The sequence below is a fragment of the Cyclobacterium jeungdonense genome, from assembly GCF_010994275.1.
GTDB classification, from domain to species: Bacteria; Bacteroidota; Bacteroidia; order Cytophagales; family Cyclobacteriaceae; genus Cyclobacterium; species Cyclobacterium jeungdonense.
The window spans coordinates 803875-817482 of the sequence record NZ_WMCD01000001.1 but is presented as its reverse complement, the minus strand read 5'-3'; the positions used below and the strand labels follow the sequence as shown (position 1 = coordinate 817482).

12 protein-coding genes are annotated in these 13608 nt (G+C 43.7%); 7 read left to right on the top strand and 5 right to left on the bottom strand.

The window, feature by feature from the left end:
• Positions 1–44 precede the first annotated feature (44 nt).
• The 4 genes from GKS34_RS03175 (at position 45) to GKS34_RS03160 (ending at position 5480) form a co-directional block, all read left to right on the top strand.
• A complete protein-coding gene (locus GKS34_RS03175; RefSeq protein WP_163383350.1) occupies positions 45–3164 on the top strand; it encodes an efflux RND transporter permease subunit in 3120 nt (1039 codons plus the stop codon).
• A 43-nt stretch (positions 3165–3207) separates the two neighbouring features.
• Positions 3208–3636, top strand: a complete 429-nt coding sequence (locus GKS34_RS03170; RefSeq protein WP_163383349.1) for a DsrE family protein — start codon at positions 3208–3210, stop codon at positions 3634–3636.
• A gap of 533 nt (positions 3637–4169) precedes the next feature.
• On the top strand, positions 4170–5294 hold the full coding sequence (locus GKS34_RS03165; RefSeq protein ID WP_163383348.1) for an endo-1,4-beta-xylanase: 1125 nt from the start codon (positions 4170–4172) through the stop codon (positions 5292–5294).
• Between the two features lie 33 nt (positions 5295–5327).
• Complete coding sequence (locus tag GKS34_RS03160; protein WP_163383347.1) at positions 5328–5480, top strand: hypothetical protein; 153 nt, start codon at positions 5328–5330, stop codon at positions 5478–5480.
• A 50-nt stretch (positions 5481–5530) separates the two neighbouring features.
• On the opposite strand, the gene GKS34_RS03155 is transcribed toward GKS34_RS03160, so the two are convergent.
• A complete protein-coding gene (locus GKS34_RS03155) occupies positions 5531–7501 on the bottom strand; it encodes a right-handed parallel beta-helix repeat-containing protein (RefSeq protein WP_163383346.1) in 1971 nt (656 codons plus the stop codon).
• 236 nt (positions 7502–7737) lie between these two features.
• On the opposite strand from GKS34_RS03155, the gene GKS34_RS03150 reads away from it, so the two are divergent.
• Positions 7738–8340: an SOUL family heme-binding protein gene (locus GKS34_RS03150; protein WP_163383345.1), complete on the top strand. Its 603-nt coding sequence runs from the start codon at positions 7738–7740 to the stop codon at positions 8338–8340.
• 289 nt (positions 8341–8629) lie between these two features.
• Here the strand turns inward: GKS34_RS03150 and GKS34_RS03145 are convergent, their stop codons facing one another.
• From GKS34_RS03145 to GKS34_RS03130, 4 genes are all read right to left on the bottom strand, one after another.
• Entirely contained in the window at positions 8630–9076 is a 447-nt protein-coding gene (locus GKS34_RS03145) for a fasciclin domain-containing protein (RefSeq protein ID WP_163383344.1), read from the bottom strand.
• A gap of 220 nt (positions 9077–9296) precedes the next feature.
• Positions 9297–10430, bottom strand: a complete 1134-nt coding sequence (locus GKS34_RS03140; protein WP_163383343.1) for an amidohydrolase family protein — start codon at positions 10428–10430, stop codon at positions 9297–9299.
• Between the two features lie 3 nt (positions 10431–10433).
• Positions 10434–10985, bottom strand: a complete 552-nt coding sequence (locus GKS34_RS03135) for a DUF2911 domain-containing protein (RefSeq protein WP_163383342.1) — start codon at positions 10983–10985, stop codon at positions 10434–10436.
• 202 nt (positions 10986–11187) lie between these two features.
• Positions 11188–11862: a BON domain-containing protein gene (locus GKS34_RS03130; RefSeq protein ID WP_163383341.1), complete on the bottom strand. Its 675-nt coding sequence runs from the start codon at positions 11860–11862 to the stop codon at positions 11188–11190.
• Positions 11863–12468: 606 nt separating this feature from the next.
• On the opposite strand from GKS34_RS03130, the gene GKS34_RS03125 reads away from it, so the two are divergent.
• Positions 12469–12969: a nicotinate-nucleotide adenylyltransferase gene (locus GKS34_RS03125; RefSeq protein ID WP_163383340.1), complete on the top strand. Its 501-nt coding sequence runs from the start codon at positions 12469–12471 to the stop codon at positions 12967–12969.
• Positions 12970–13168: 199 nt separating this feature from the next.
• Positions 13169–13594, top strand: a complete 426-nt coding sequence (locus GKS34_RS03120) for an Hsp20/alpha crystallin family protein (protein ID WP_240459172.1) — start codon at positions 13169–13171, stop codon at positions 13592–13594.
• Positions 13595–13608: the final 14 nt, after the last annotated feature.

Genomic DNA, 13608 nt, shown 5'->3' with positions numbered 1-13608 from the left:
GCATGCGAGATTCCATCTGACCGTTGAAAAAAAATAATAAACAGATGAAAGAAGGAACAAAGCCCGAGACGGAAAAAGGAGCCATTGCCTTTATGGCCCGAAGGCCCATCATCACAAATCTGCTGATGGTCATCTTGCTTGCCGGTGGCGTGTATACCATGTATACCATTCAAAAGGAGGTATTTCCCCAATTCCAACTCGACATCGTGGAAATATCGGTGGTTTATCCGGGCGCGGCGCCGGAGGAAGTGGAACAGGGCATTGTCCTGCCCGTGGAAGAAATAGTACGCGAGGTTCAGGGCATCAAAGAAATCATCTCTTCTGCCAATGAGGGTTCAGGTACGGTAGAAATCTGGTTGATACCGGGTACCGATCGAATGAAAGCCCTTCAGGATATCAACCAGGCGGTAAGCCGGATACAAACCTTTCCGGATGACATTGAAAGGCCCCAGATTGTGCTTCAAAATCAGCAGATGGATGTGATGCAGGTGGGGATTTATGGCGATGTAGACGTGTGGACCCTTCGCATTCTGGCGGAAAGGCTGCGAACCCGATTTCTAAGTGACGATCAAATCACCCAGGTAGAAATAGGCAATGTACCGGATTTTGTGACGCATGTGGAAATTCCCAGGAATACCTTGCTAAAGTACAACCTTACCTTAGGACAAGTGGCGGATCTGATCGAAAATTCAAGCCGGGACATTCCTGCGGGATCCATTGAAACCCTATCCGGGGAAATTCTGCTGCGCATGGAAGAACGCAAACTTGTAGCCGAAGAATTTGCTAAAATTGATATCATTTCTTCCGAATCCGGATCTACGGTTACCCTTGGGGATATAGCCAGTATCAGGGACGGGTTTGAGGAAGTAGGGTTTCATGGGCAATTTGAACAACAAAACACAGTGGACCTGGAGGTATTCCGAATTGGTAATCAATCTCCCCTGGAAATAGAAGCTGCGGTTAAAACGATTCTGGAGGAGTTTAAACCTAGTTTACCCCCAGGCGTTCAGGTGCGTATAGAAAGTAATAGAGCGGAAGATTTTCGCGAGAGACTTTCCTTGCTAACTGAAAACGGCTTGATGGCCATCGTTATCGTGCTTGTCATTTTGGGACTCTTTTTGGAATACCGATTGGCCTTTTGGGTCATGATGGGCATGACCATTTCCTTTGTGGGTGCCATGATATTTTTTCCGGCAGTAGGCATCAGCATAAACATGATTTCCATGTTTGGCTTTTTGATCGTTTTGGGAATAGTGGTGGATGACGCCATTGTGGTGGGTGAAAATATTTACGAATACCGGCAAAAGGGATATTCCTACATGGATGCCGCTATTTTGGGAGCCAGGGACGTATCCAAACCAGTGGTGATTAGTATTTTAACTACCGTAATTGCATTCGTGCCGCTGTTATTTATCCCCGGTGAAACGGGTAAATATTGGTGGCCACTTCCAGTGGTCGTGATTGTTGTGCTTTTTGTTTCACTTTTCGAGGCGCTTTATATACTGCCATCCCATGTTACAAAGCCCCCCAAAACAAAAAAACACCCTTGGATTTTAAGGCTGGAAACCTGGCAGGGAACCATTGCTGAAGGATTTAACCGTTTTGTAAATCGAACTTACAAACCCTTCCTCAATATTTGCCTGCGTAACCGTTACCTCACCTTTACTGCTGCCATTTCGCTTTTGATTCTGGTAGGAGGGTTTGGCTACAGCGACCACATGGGCATGGTGCTAATGCCTGAAGTGGCTGCGGACGAAATCGAGGCCGCAGTGCGACTTCCTGTTGGCACTACCAATGACCAGGCAGCGAAAATAGCTACGGAAATCACCACGAATACTCGTAACATGTTTGAAACTCATAACCTCTATGAAGTAGCAGAGGGAGTTAAGACCAACGTTCGGGGAAAGGATTTTATAGATGTGGAAATAGTTATGAAACCGCCGGATCAGCGGGACATGAGCCCCAAAGAACTCATAGCGCTATGGCGGGATAATATAGGAGACATCAAAGGGGTCGACCAAATCAATTTTGAAGCGGAGCGGGGTCCGGGAGGTGCACGTCAGGACATTAGCGTCGATTTAAGCCATCCGAATATCGATGTCTTAGAGCGTGCCAGTGAGGAATTTGTTCAACGGGCACAGGAATTTTCAGAAACCAGGGATATAAGCGACAATTACAACAAAGGCAAGCTGCAATTAGGGTTTGAATTGTTACCAGAAGGGCGCAACCTGGGCCTGACGCCTAATATAGTAGGACAGCAAATTAGAGATGCTTTTTTCGGTGCCCTGGCCATGCGGCAACTTCGAGGAATCAACGAGTTTGAGATTCGGGTAAAATTGCCCCTGGAAGAACGAAAGGATATGGACTACCTGGAGGATTTTATCATTCAGGCGCCTAATGGCACCGCTGTACCTTTGATGGATGTGGTGCGCATACAGGAAGGGGAAACCTTTACCAATATCAATCGCCGGGATGGCAAGCGGGTCGTAAATGTAGGCATGGATGTAGAACCTCCCGCTGCCCAGACCCGTGTGCTTAAGGCAATGAACGAACGGGTTTTGCCCCAGCTGCGAGCAGATTTCCCCGGATTAGCCTGGACTTACGAAGGTAGTCAAGCCGAAATGCGGGAATCTACAGAAGCGCTTTGGTCCGGTTTTATTATTGCCATGTTGTTAATTTTTTGTCTGTTGGCAGTGGCTCTAGGCAGTTACACCCAGCCCATTGTGATCATGATGGCCATTCCATTTGGCATCGTAGGGGCGGTTATAGGCCATATTCTGTTAGGGTATGACTTGTCACTTGTAAGTTTAATGGGCGTAATTGCCCTTTCCGGAGTTGTGGTAAACGATTCACTGATTATGATCGATTATGCCAATAAACACCGGGGCAAGCATACCACCGCATTTGAAGCCATACATGAAGCAGGAGTGCGAAGATTCCGACCCATTATTTTGACGACCCTGACCACTTTTGGCGGATTGACGCCTATTATTCTGGAAACCTCCAGTCAGGCTATGCAATTGATTCCAATGGCCATTTCCTTGGGTTTTGGGATTATTTTTGCTACCGCCATTATTTTGGTAATCGTACCTTGCCTCTATATGATCTTTGATGACCTGGTACAGGCAGCCAAACCAGAAAAAGAAGAAGAAATACCGGCATAAAAATTTGAAATTTGACGTATATTCGAACAAATTTAAAAAAGTTATGAAACCCTTTGTTCGTCTTATGCTGCTTTTATTATTTCTGAGCAGTCCTTTTCTGCTCAAAGCGCAAATAGTGGATCAGGAAGTTCACCGCGTGGTATTCCAGGTCACCAAAGGGGAAGCCGTGGATCAAGAGCAGGCCATCGGTCAGCTCAATAATATCCTTCGTGCCTTGCCCAATGCGGAAATTGAAGTTATTTGCCACGGAAAGGCGCTTCCGCTTCTGTTGAAGGACGAAAGTAAGGTAACGGATGGAGTTACCGATCTGCTTACACGTGGGGTGGTGTTTGCTGCCTGCGAAAATACCATGCGCAGAGCCAAGGCAACTAAAGAAGACCTGATTTCCGGTGTAATTACTGTTCCTTCGGCATTGGCAGAAATCATCATTAAGCAGGAGCAGGGCTGGGCCTATATCAAAGCGGGTAATTAGTGCGGCTAGCGTTTCTTAAGTTGCGGCTTCTTGCTTATCAACACCCAGAGAGGTTTGTCATCTTCGGTAGCTCGGGCGCCAACGTGAATCAATAGTCGTTTGGTTGAGGGCAAAACCTAATCAGAAAATGGCAATAAATATAGCTTCACGAGATACCTATCAAGTAACATTAGTTACCCCAGAAAACGGATCCGTTACCATAAGTCCTCAAATTCCTTGTGACAGAATCGTAAAGGGGGGGGGACAGCGTTAACCATCAAAGCTACTCCTGCTTCCGGTTATAGCCTGGATGCCATTTATTACACGGTAAAAGGAGGCTAATACGTTGCATTTAGCATAGACTACCGCTGGATCAATAAATTGCTGTATGCGTTTATGCCAAGCTATATTCCCCCTTCGAAATCAGTAGATCAGGTAAAGCAGGAAATTACCAGGTCCGTTAAAGCAGCGGCTCCCAGTTATGGTCCATCCGATGCAGCCTTATGCAGCCGAAATGAGGGAATTCTTTGATGGTGTCTTTTATTAGAAAAACGATGAAAAAAATATTAGTTATAATCGCAGTATCAGTAGGTATTGGATGCCCTGCGCAAACCAGCAATAGGGCTCATTCCCAGGATAGGGATACCCAATCCCTTAAGGATTTATTTGAAGGGAAGTTCTATATCGGGACGGCTATGAATCGCCGACAAATTACAGGGGAAAATCAAGTGGCAGTAGATCTGATTACAAACCAGTTTAATTCCATCACACCGGAAAATGTGATGAAAAGCGAGCGCATCCAGCCAAGGGAGGGGGAGTTTACCTTTGAACTAGCCGATGCCTTCGTAGAATTCGGAGAAAAGAACGGCATGCACATTGTCGGGCATACTTTAATCTGGCATTCTCAGGCTCCCGACTGGTTTTTTACCGATGAACAAGGAAATGATATTTCCCCAGAGGTACTGAAACAACGAATGGAAACCCATATCAAAACGCTGGTAGGAAGGTATAAAGGGCGCGTTCATGGCTGGGATGTGGTCAACGAGGCCGTTCTTGACGATGGATCTTACAGGAATAGCAAATTTTATCAGATCCTTGGAGAGGAGTTTATCCACCTGGCCTTTCAGTTTGCCCGCGAAGCCGACCCGGAAGCAGCCTTGTATTACAATGATTATTCCATGTCCAACCCGGGGAAAAGAGGGGGAGTAGTCAGGATGGTGAGGGCCTTACACCAAAAAGGCATACAGATAGATGGAATAGGCATGCAGGGGCATATAGGGATGAAATATCCTTCGCTGGATGAATTTGAAAAAAGCATCATTACTTTTGCCGACCTTGGGGTAAACGTGATGATAACCGAACTGGACCTAAGCGTATTGCCTTCCCCAGGAAATGACGGAGGAGCAGAAATCACAAATACGGAAGCTTATCATGAAAAATTAAATCCGTATACGCAAGGATTGCCGGACGAGGTGAATGCTGCATTCACGGAACGATACCTTGATTTTTTTAACTTGTTTCTGAAGCATTCCGATAAAATTTCCAGGGTAACCACTTGGGGGGCCGCCGATTCTCAGTCCTGGAAGAACAATTGGCCAGTGCGGGGCAGAACCGATTATCCGCTGCTTTTTGACAGGGAGTACCAGCCAAAACGAATCGTAAAGGCCTTGGCGGAATAGGTGCCTGGCGACGGATTGTGCACAGGCAAACGAATGTCAGCTCTTATTGATAGGGGCCTTTTCGTATTTACCGTCAATAAAAAAAGTGATCGCCATCCGTCCAATGTAATCCTGAAAAGCCCCATCACTCCACAATCCGCCAAGGATGCGGGTATTCCAAAGGATCTCTCCTTTGTTTTTGGATAGCCTTAATAAACCGTTTTATAGAAATCAGACAGAAGTCATCGTAGCTACCCCTATCGGTACCAAATCCGGTCATCCAGCCCCCTTGGACCATATATGGGCGGAGTGTCACCTGCTTCCAGCGCCCCCAAATCCGGAGCCTTTCCCGTAAAATGATCGTTAATATTGGGAATCACGGTGCCTCTATCCACTGCTTTTCCAGTTGGATTTAAGGTGAAATCCAGATCTTCAGCATGGTAAATACCATGGGGTTTTTCGGGATTAGGAGCAGTCATTTCGTTGAATACCTCGTAGTCCAGTAGTACGCCATTTGCCTCCAAACCGCTTGCAGCGTGTAAGGCTTTCAGTGAGGAAAAACGGTGTATATCTTCACTGCTTAGCTCGTAATTGTATACTTCATTATCCGCTGGCCCGAGGTAAAGAAAATGGTTTTCGGTATTGGGATTGGGCCGATACCCGTTGTAATCGGAGGTCGAATAAGCCGTCGCAAAGGGAAAGGCATTCACTGGCCTGCCGGAAACGTTGGTACCCATAAACAGGTTGTTCCTGAAGTGGGCATTAGAAAAGGTCTGGGTATTCCTGTTTTCTGCAATGATGGTGTTGTGGTACACAACCAGACCGGCAGGTTTGGACATGAATTTAAGTGCAAATCCGTTGGGTATATGGTAGACAACATTGCGGATAAAATAGGCCGGACCGCCAAAAACCGGCTGCGCACTCAGCGCACACTGTCCCGAATTGACCCCGCGATTTCGCATGATCCGGATATTATGTACGCCCCCGTCTGCTTCTATGAAGTCGTCTACCATCAAGTGCAGGTCGTTATTGTAAATATCGATGGAGACGGCCTTTAAATCCTGTGATTCCTCCGGCGTGCCGTAAGTGGAAACGTTGATACCGTCGTGAAAAAAGGCCAGCGCATTGTGGCAGATCACATGTCCTGAACCGTAGACTTTAATTCCCATGTAACTCTTTAATGGGCTAGGGGGATAGGGGTCCGGATTGGCCCAACCTACCAGATGGTTTCGTGGATCCCTTCCTAAAATCACGTTATCAGCGATGTAGAAGTCCCTTGATCCAGCGAATTCCGAAATCAGCCCCAAGCCTACGTCTTCCATCCGGCAATTGCGGATCGTTAGGTTGCTCGCTCCGACTACTCCTTTTGTACCGGCCGAAAATACGATGTCCGTATTCCGGAAAGTAAGGTTCTCAAAAATATGGTGCTGCGTGCCCATTACATCAAATAAGCGATGGGCACCGTTGCCGTCAAAAATAGCGGCCCCATCTCCCGCACCACGAATGACAATGGGTTTTTCTTCGGTGGCTTTGACATTCAAAACGTAAGTCCCGTCAAATGGAATCCCATGGGGGTCCACATAGTCCAATAAGTCGGCTTTGTAGGTACCGGCATGTACCAGAATTACGTCTCCAGGTTGTACGGTTTTCTCGCTTACTACCGACCAATCTCCTAACCCGGAGCCATAATAAGCCTTTTTAAGGCCCTCAAAAGCCGGCTGTATCTTTTCACCTTTAAACCCGGGAGGATACACATGCAGCGTGCGTCCTTGTTCGTAGGCTTTTGGAACCGTTCGCGTTGTGATATTTACTTCCCTAAGGGTAGTTCCTGAGACGCCATCCGGATCTGAAAGTTCAAAACGGCAGGCATAGGTAGTTCCGGGTTCGAGGTCAAGAACGCTACCTGCGAACTGGTGAGGCACGGTATACTCCAACTGTTCTGCCTCGCGGAAAATCTTTTCGCCTCCGATCCGAAGTAGGGGCATGCCTTGCAGCCATTCCGAACTCCCTTCTTTGCGGTAGCTGACCGCTACTTTTGCATTGCGGTTTTCGTCACCGGAAATTTTCCATTCGAATCCCAGGTTCAGGAGGGTAGGAGGCTCGACGATAAACTCACCGGAAATGACCGCATCCTGTGCGCTCAGTGTGGTATAACAGGCGAAAAACAGAAAAAACAAGCAGACGATTACGCCTTTGGAGCCGGCAAGGCTACTCTTTTTGGGTTTCATGGTTGACTTTTTTTCAGCACAAGATACTTATTTCCTGGCAGATGTGCATCCAGAGTGTCATTTTGACCCGATTATCTCTGCAGAACCAACAGCAATGGCTACGTTATTAAAGCGGAATGATGCAAGAAAGCGGTTTTTGGTGAAAAATTGGAGAAACAAATTCCTTGCGAAAACGCTTACTTAAATAGCTGGGTGTGAATCACTAAATTCAGGTCACAAACCAATTCGTTAAAAAAATGAAACTAATAGTTATCTCTCTCGGAATTATCTTATTTGTAGTTATTGTGATACAACTATATGCCATGACTGAAAAAAAAAACACGGAAACCTACCCCTATAGAGTACTTAAAAAATACGAGGACTTTGAACTTCGCACGTATGAGGCAAGATTGTTTACTTCCGTCAAACTTTCTTCCGATAGCTACAAAGCCGTTTCCAACCGGGGATTCTCCATTTTAGCTGGATATATTTTTGGAGGAAATGAACAAAAAGAAAAAATTGCCATGACTACGCCAGTAGCCATGTCGTTGGAAGACTCCATGACGATGATGTTTATGATTCCAAAGAAGTATTCCAAAGAAACACTTCCACAGCCCGACCGATCAGAAATCCTATTTCGGGAGGAACCTGCCAAAACGGTTGCGGCGATCCGATTTGGGGGGTGGGCATCGGACGAAAAAATAGCGAAATACAAAACGAAACTGATTGATGCGTTAGCTGCTGAAGAGATTGCGCATACCAATCAATTCTTTTTTTTGGGATATAATGCCCCTTTTGAAATGGTGAATAGAAGAAATGAAGTTATAGTTGAGTTGGAAAAAGAATCTTTTGACGAGTAATTTTGCCAGCAATTGAGGTACAGTTGGCGGCATTTTATGTAGCAGTTTATTTTTTGGCCGCCTGTTATGTATTTGCCGAACCCAAGAAGAATCAAAACAATTGGTAAACGGTATTTAGTTGACGTATTTAAGTTTTTATGGAAATGTTTGTCTGGCCGTATAAAAAAGAAATGTTACTAAATTAAAGAAATGTTACTAAATTTAAGTTTTATTGAAACGTTATACTAAGTAAGAGTGGTCATAAAAAAAACCTCATTTAGGGGCTCTGATTTTTAGCAGAATAATCCATTTATTCGGAAGGAGTTAAAATAACCGCATCAATTACATGGACCACACCATTAGTAGCTTCCACGTTTGCTGTTACTACATTGGCACCATTTACTTTTGCGCCACCAGCCGTGGTGATGGTGATTTCCGCACCATTAACGGTAGCGGCCTTCATACCGTCAGAAAGGTCAGTGGACATTACCTTACCTGGAACCACATGATAGGTTAAAATGGCTACCAGTTGATCTTTATTTTCAGGCTTCAACAGGCTTTCCAATGTACCTTCGCGTACTGCGGCAAATGCGTCATTAGTAGGGGCGAAAACAGTGAACGGACCATCTCCCTGCAAGGTGGAAACAAGATCTCCCACCTTTACGGCGTCAACCAGTGTGGATAGGGCATCGGTTTCAACCGCCAGGTCCACGATGTCTTTTGACGTTTCCTCTTCAACTGGTGCTTCTTCAATCATCACTTCCTCTGTTTCAGATTCTTCGGTCGTAGAGGATCCTCCACCACAAGAAAAAGTAAATAGCAGGCCACTAGCAAATAAATAAGTTAAATTTTTCCTAGTTAGCAGTTTTATCTAAATAGAGTGACCGTAAACCACGTAAGTTGTTCAGATTTAACTCCGTATATTTTGAGGCAGCTATTTTTACAGCTCAATAGCGAAAAATAAGGCACCGATTAGCCTATTCTTCCGCCATCTCAAACAAAGAAGTATCAATACCGGGGATTACCTCGATGGCGTTTTTGTAGTAGATTTTCCGTAGGACAGCATCGGGGAGAGCCAGGCCATACATTTTCCAATGCGCATGCCGTTTTCGGTAGTAATCGAAATACTCGTCACTGGTCTCCAGCACACGAAAATAAGTGTAGTACTCTTCCTTGTTATAGGCATCTTTTCCCATCATAACCCTGTCCTGATAGGCTATCAACCAGGCCCTGGCCGTCACCGGTTGTCTTCCTAATTCTGCCAAAACGGCACCTAATTCGGTATACACATTCGGCATTTCATCCAGCAAATTTCCCAATCGCGCAAGGTCGTTTCCAAACCAACCCAAATGGGCTGCAATGAATTTGGTATTCGGATGTTTTCGGAAGACGTTGTGCTGTTCGGCCATTACTTCCTCAAAAGAAGGGTTTGCTTCCGGATCCTTGTACCTCGAAGGGTATTGCTTGAGCTCCAGCCATCGCTCGTTGTGTTTGTCCTTCGGCAACCAGAAAGCAGGCGGTTCACCGGTATGGATCAGCACCGGAATTCCCAATTCACCACACTTGGCCCATATAGGGTCCAATCTGGGATCATCAACCTGTATTCTATTACCCTCATTATCCGTCTCAGTGAGGCCTAAAGTCTTATATACTTTCAAGCCTTTTACGCCCATCTTAACCGCCTCTTCCATCTTGGTCAGGGTTTCATTTGGCCAGCCCTCGTCATCCAGTTTTTCGAAATCGAGATTCATGAAAAGGATAAATCGATTGCTATACTTTTCGTTGACATTGTTCAGGGACCACTCCAGGTATTTTCCTCTAAAACCACTTAAATTAACCATTACGGCCATGTTCAAATCATCCATCTCCTGTACCAATTTGTCCAGATTTTGAATGGGCATGGTAAACTGGTGGTTATGCACATCTACGAAAGGATACTTCGCACTGGTGAGCAGGTGTTCCGGCACTTTAAGCGTGGATACAGGTGCATATTCTTCTACATCCATCACGTTAAGCCTATACTGAATTTTACCTATAAGCCAATACGCCAGGCCCAGAAACAATAAAAATGAAATGGGCATCCAAACCCATTTCTTATTAGAGAATGCCATTTTTTATTGTAGGGCTACCGGTACGGTAAACTGAGTTTGATCCCAACTAAAGGTAATCCTGGCACCGCCGTCTGAGGAGCTGATATCAATGGTAAAGGTCTCCACTTCCGAAGGAGTTGGTTGAACCGGGGCATCAACCTTCACCACATCCAATTCCGAATCCGGCTCTACGGCACCAAAGAAAACATCGGTTTCGCTGTTTAAAATTACTTCAAATGCATCCTCTCCGGGAATGGCATACATGCGGTAGGTTCCTGCCTTTACAGGTTCACCACCAAAGGTCACATCCTGGTTAAACGTGATTTCGGTAGCGGCATTCGCACCCAGTCTCCAGTAAAGTCCATAAGGCTGCAATGCACCATCACTTTCCTCCCCAAATATCAGCCGGCCTTTTTTGGAAGGTTGGCTGTAATCCACAGTGATTTCCAATCCGTCCTGACTGTAGGAAGCCGTGGCCGGGGGACTTACCGGTGTGGCGAAAAACAAACCATAAACCACCCAGATAATAAATATCAATACGATTATTCCAGCTCCGATAAGGATATTCTTTTTCATGATTTGGCAAATTAATTCCACATGAAGGTATGAAATAAATGGGAAATACGCGCAAACTATTTGGATGGGAATTATTTAACCCCCTCAGAATTAGGGTAGCGGACTAAGGAAAATTTTATTCAATAAAATTTCTTTTGGAGAGAAGCAAAAAAGGCGGGAAGACAATTCCGCCTTTTGTCAAAAAGAGTATTTTTGAGGTTAACTAAGCCAAAATTTCGGAATTAACGGTTATTTTATTATCTACTGTTAATACTCCCGGAGACGACCAAGCGATTCTCTCTGCATCCTTTTTTTCCGCCATTGATCGGACTTTTCCAGAAAGCTGTACGCTACTGCCCCGTGTTTCTATTTTTATAGAGTTGGAATCAATAGTAGCAGCCCTGTGAAATGCCCCTGCTATTTTGCCCTTAATGTCAAGAATATCGATTTCAGGTTTTTGAATGGAGATATTGTTTGTAATGCCTCTGACACCTAGCAGGCTTTCGATACTGTCTTCTGCAGACGTTTTCTGGAAATTCCATTCAACCTCACCATCCAGAAACACCCAACCATTGTCAACTTTAACTTCGATTTTATCTTCATTTACTGCGCTATTCCATCGTAAGGCATCTTTTATAACCTCTGCGATCTCCGTATCACTCTTTTTTCCAAATGATCCAATTTTAACCTCAATATCACAAGCTACTACTTTTACTCCACGGACTCTTTGGGCAGCTTGTTCTGCTGCTCGCTTTTTCCTATAAGTATTTACCAATCCTGAAATTGTAACGACACCATCCTTTACGGCGACGCCTATTTGGGTGTGAACATCTTTTAATTCCGGATCCCATTTGATTTCTGCCAGCACATCTTTTTGAATTTCGTCATTTGATCTCATCCTTACTTAGATTAAATTGTGGAACATATTTTTTTGTTTTACTAATGTGGGTCTTCAGGAACAAATCAATCTGTATTATTTTTTGGTTTGTACCTAGAATCCTCCTTTACTACCTTATTTACAGTAAAAATACCGGAAAACATATATTAATCTGATGATAGCGATCATCAGATTAATATATTTTAAATGCTGTGAACTTAATGATTTTATTAAGGTGTATGGGGGATTCATGCCTGAAATTTGTGAGTTACCATCAAAAAAGTAGCAACAAATAACGACTTGGTTTCAAGGCGAACCAGGCATTCCTGTAATGGTGGAAGAACTATAACCAAAATATTCAAAGAATACGAGCATAAAATCTTTCCGGAAATTTTCAAATAAAGCCTACAGGAATACTGGGAGGAGTTTTTCAGAAAAAAAAATAAGGTCAATGAGAATTCCTTCATCGACAATTTTATTTTTTTTTCACTCGCAATTAAAATCATCTGTTCAAGACAATTTCCATCATTTTCTTTTTTTAGTCTACCTACTATCTTTCATTTACTATTCTTTCATTCACTTAAAGCGGGTGAAACAGGGTAGTTGAATTATCTTGTTTAATAAAAAATGAAAAAATCTAAATTAATGTTAATCGTTGGAGTATTTGGGTTTACTTTTCATTCCTTTGGTCAGGTAGAACTGCCAGAAATTGAAGTAACAGCTGTAAACTATAAATACCTTAATTCCGCAAACTTTAAAGAAGAGGCTGAACCCGTGAGAAGACTTCAACTGGAAGCCGCTGCGTTTGATTTACAAAATTCAGAATTTTATCAAGATGAATATGATTATTACTATGTTTCCTTTTTTATTCCGGAAGGTAAAATCCTTGCATCCTATGATAAAGAGGGAAATCTATTGCGTACTGCTGAAAAATTCAAAAATGTAAATCTGCCAAAAGAGGTTAGAGATTCCGTTGCGGAAAGATTTCCCCAGTGGACTATCTCTGAGGACGTATACCTGGTAAATTACCATGAAGAAAAAGGTATAACTAAGAGATACAAACTCTTATTAGAAAACGGCAATAAGCGCATGAGAATAAAAATAGATGAAAATGGTGTAATAAAATAGATGAAAATGGAATAATCTTTTAAACTATAATTCAAATGTATATCAAACGGTTAGGGGAGCACCGTATAACTGCCACAATTAAAATCTCAAAACCTTCCATTTCCGTCATTCTCTTCTAAATATTTTAAATGTAAATTTTAACTTAACAAAAATCAACAAGGAGGCAATTATGAATTTGACACTTAGAAAAAACGGAGGTATGCCCTCATTATTACCAGATCTTTTAAGGCCCACATTTTGGGACCGCGATTTGTTCAATTTTGACCTGGATTTGATGCCTGCCCGCTTGGGTATTACTATTCCTACGGCAAATATTAGCGAAAACGCCAGTGAATACAAACTCGAACTTGCAGCACCGGGTTTACAGCGAAAGGATTTCAATCTTGAAATCGATAATCATACTTTGATAATCAGTGTTGAACAGGAAGAGGAGAAAGAAAAGGAGGAAGACGGATATTCTAAAAAAGAATATTCATTCAATTCATTTTCCCGAAATTTTTTCCTTCCTGAAAATGTCAAAGAGGATGGAATTCAGGCTAAGTATGAAAATGGTATCCTTAAGGTTACTATTCCAAAGGTCAAGGAGACTCCCTTAAAGCCAGTTCAGAAAATAAAGGTAACCTAGGGAGCGTTTTTGTG

Coding starts and splice junctions, on each gene's coding strand:
- GKS34_RS03140 (WP_163383343.1), bottom strand. CDS start 10,430: ATGGCATTCTCTAATAAGAAATGGGTTTGGATGCCCATTTCATTTTTA.
- GKS34_RS03130 (WP_163383341.1), bottom strand. CDS start 11,862: ATGAGATCAAATGACGAAATTCAAAAAGATGTGCTGGCAGAAATCAAA.
- GKS34_RS03170 (WP_163383349.1), top strand. CDS start 3,208: ATGAAACCCTTTGTTCGTCTTATGCTGCTTTTATTATTTCTGAGCAGT.
- GKS34_RS03120 (WP_240459172.1), top strand. CDS start 13,169: ATGCCCTCATTATTACCAGATCTTTTAAGGCCCACATTTTGGGACCGC.
- GKS34_RS03175 (WP_163383350.1), top strand. CDS start 45: ATGAAAGAAGGAACAAAGCCCGAGACGGAAAAAGGAGCCATTGCCTTT.
- GKS34_RS03155 (WP_163383346.1), bottom strand. CDS start 7,501: ATGAAACCCAAAAAGAGTAGCCTTGCCGGCTCCAAAGGCGTAATCGTC.
- GKS34_RS03125 (WP_163383340.1), top strand. CDS start 12,469: ATGAAAAAATCTAAATTAATGTTAATCGTTGGAGTATTTGGGTTTACT.
- GKS34_RS03145 (WP_163383344.1), bottom strand. CDS start 9,076: ATGATTGAAGAAGCACCAGTTGAAGAGGAAACGTCAAAAGACATCGTG.
- GKS34_RS03165 (WP_163383348.1), top strand. CDS start 4,170: ATGAAAAAAATATTAGTTATAATCGCAGTATCAGTAGGTATTGGATGC.
- GKS34_RS03160 (WP_163383347.1), top strand. CDS start 5,328: ATGTCAGCTCTTATTGATAGGGGCCTTTTCGTATTTACCGTCAATAAA.
- GKS34_RS03150 (WP_163383345.1), top strand. CDS start 7,738: ATGAAACTAATAGTTATCTCTCTCGGAATTATCTTATTTGTAGTTATT.
- GKS34_RS03135 (WP_163383342.1), bottom strand. CDS start 10,985: ATGAAAAAGAATATCCTTATCGGAGCTGGAATAATCGTATTGATATTT.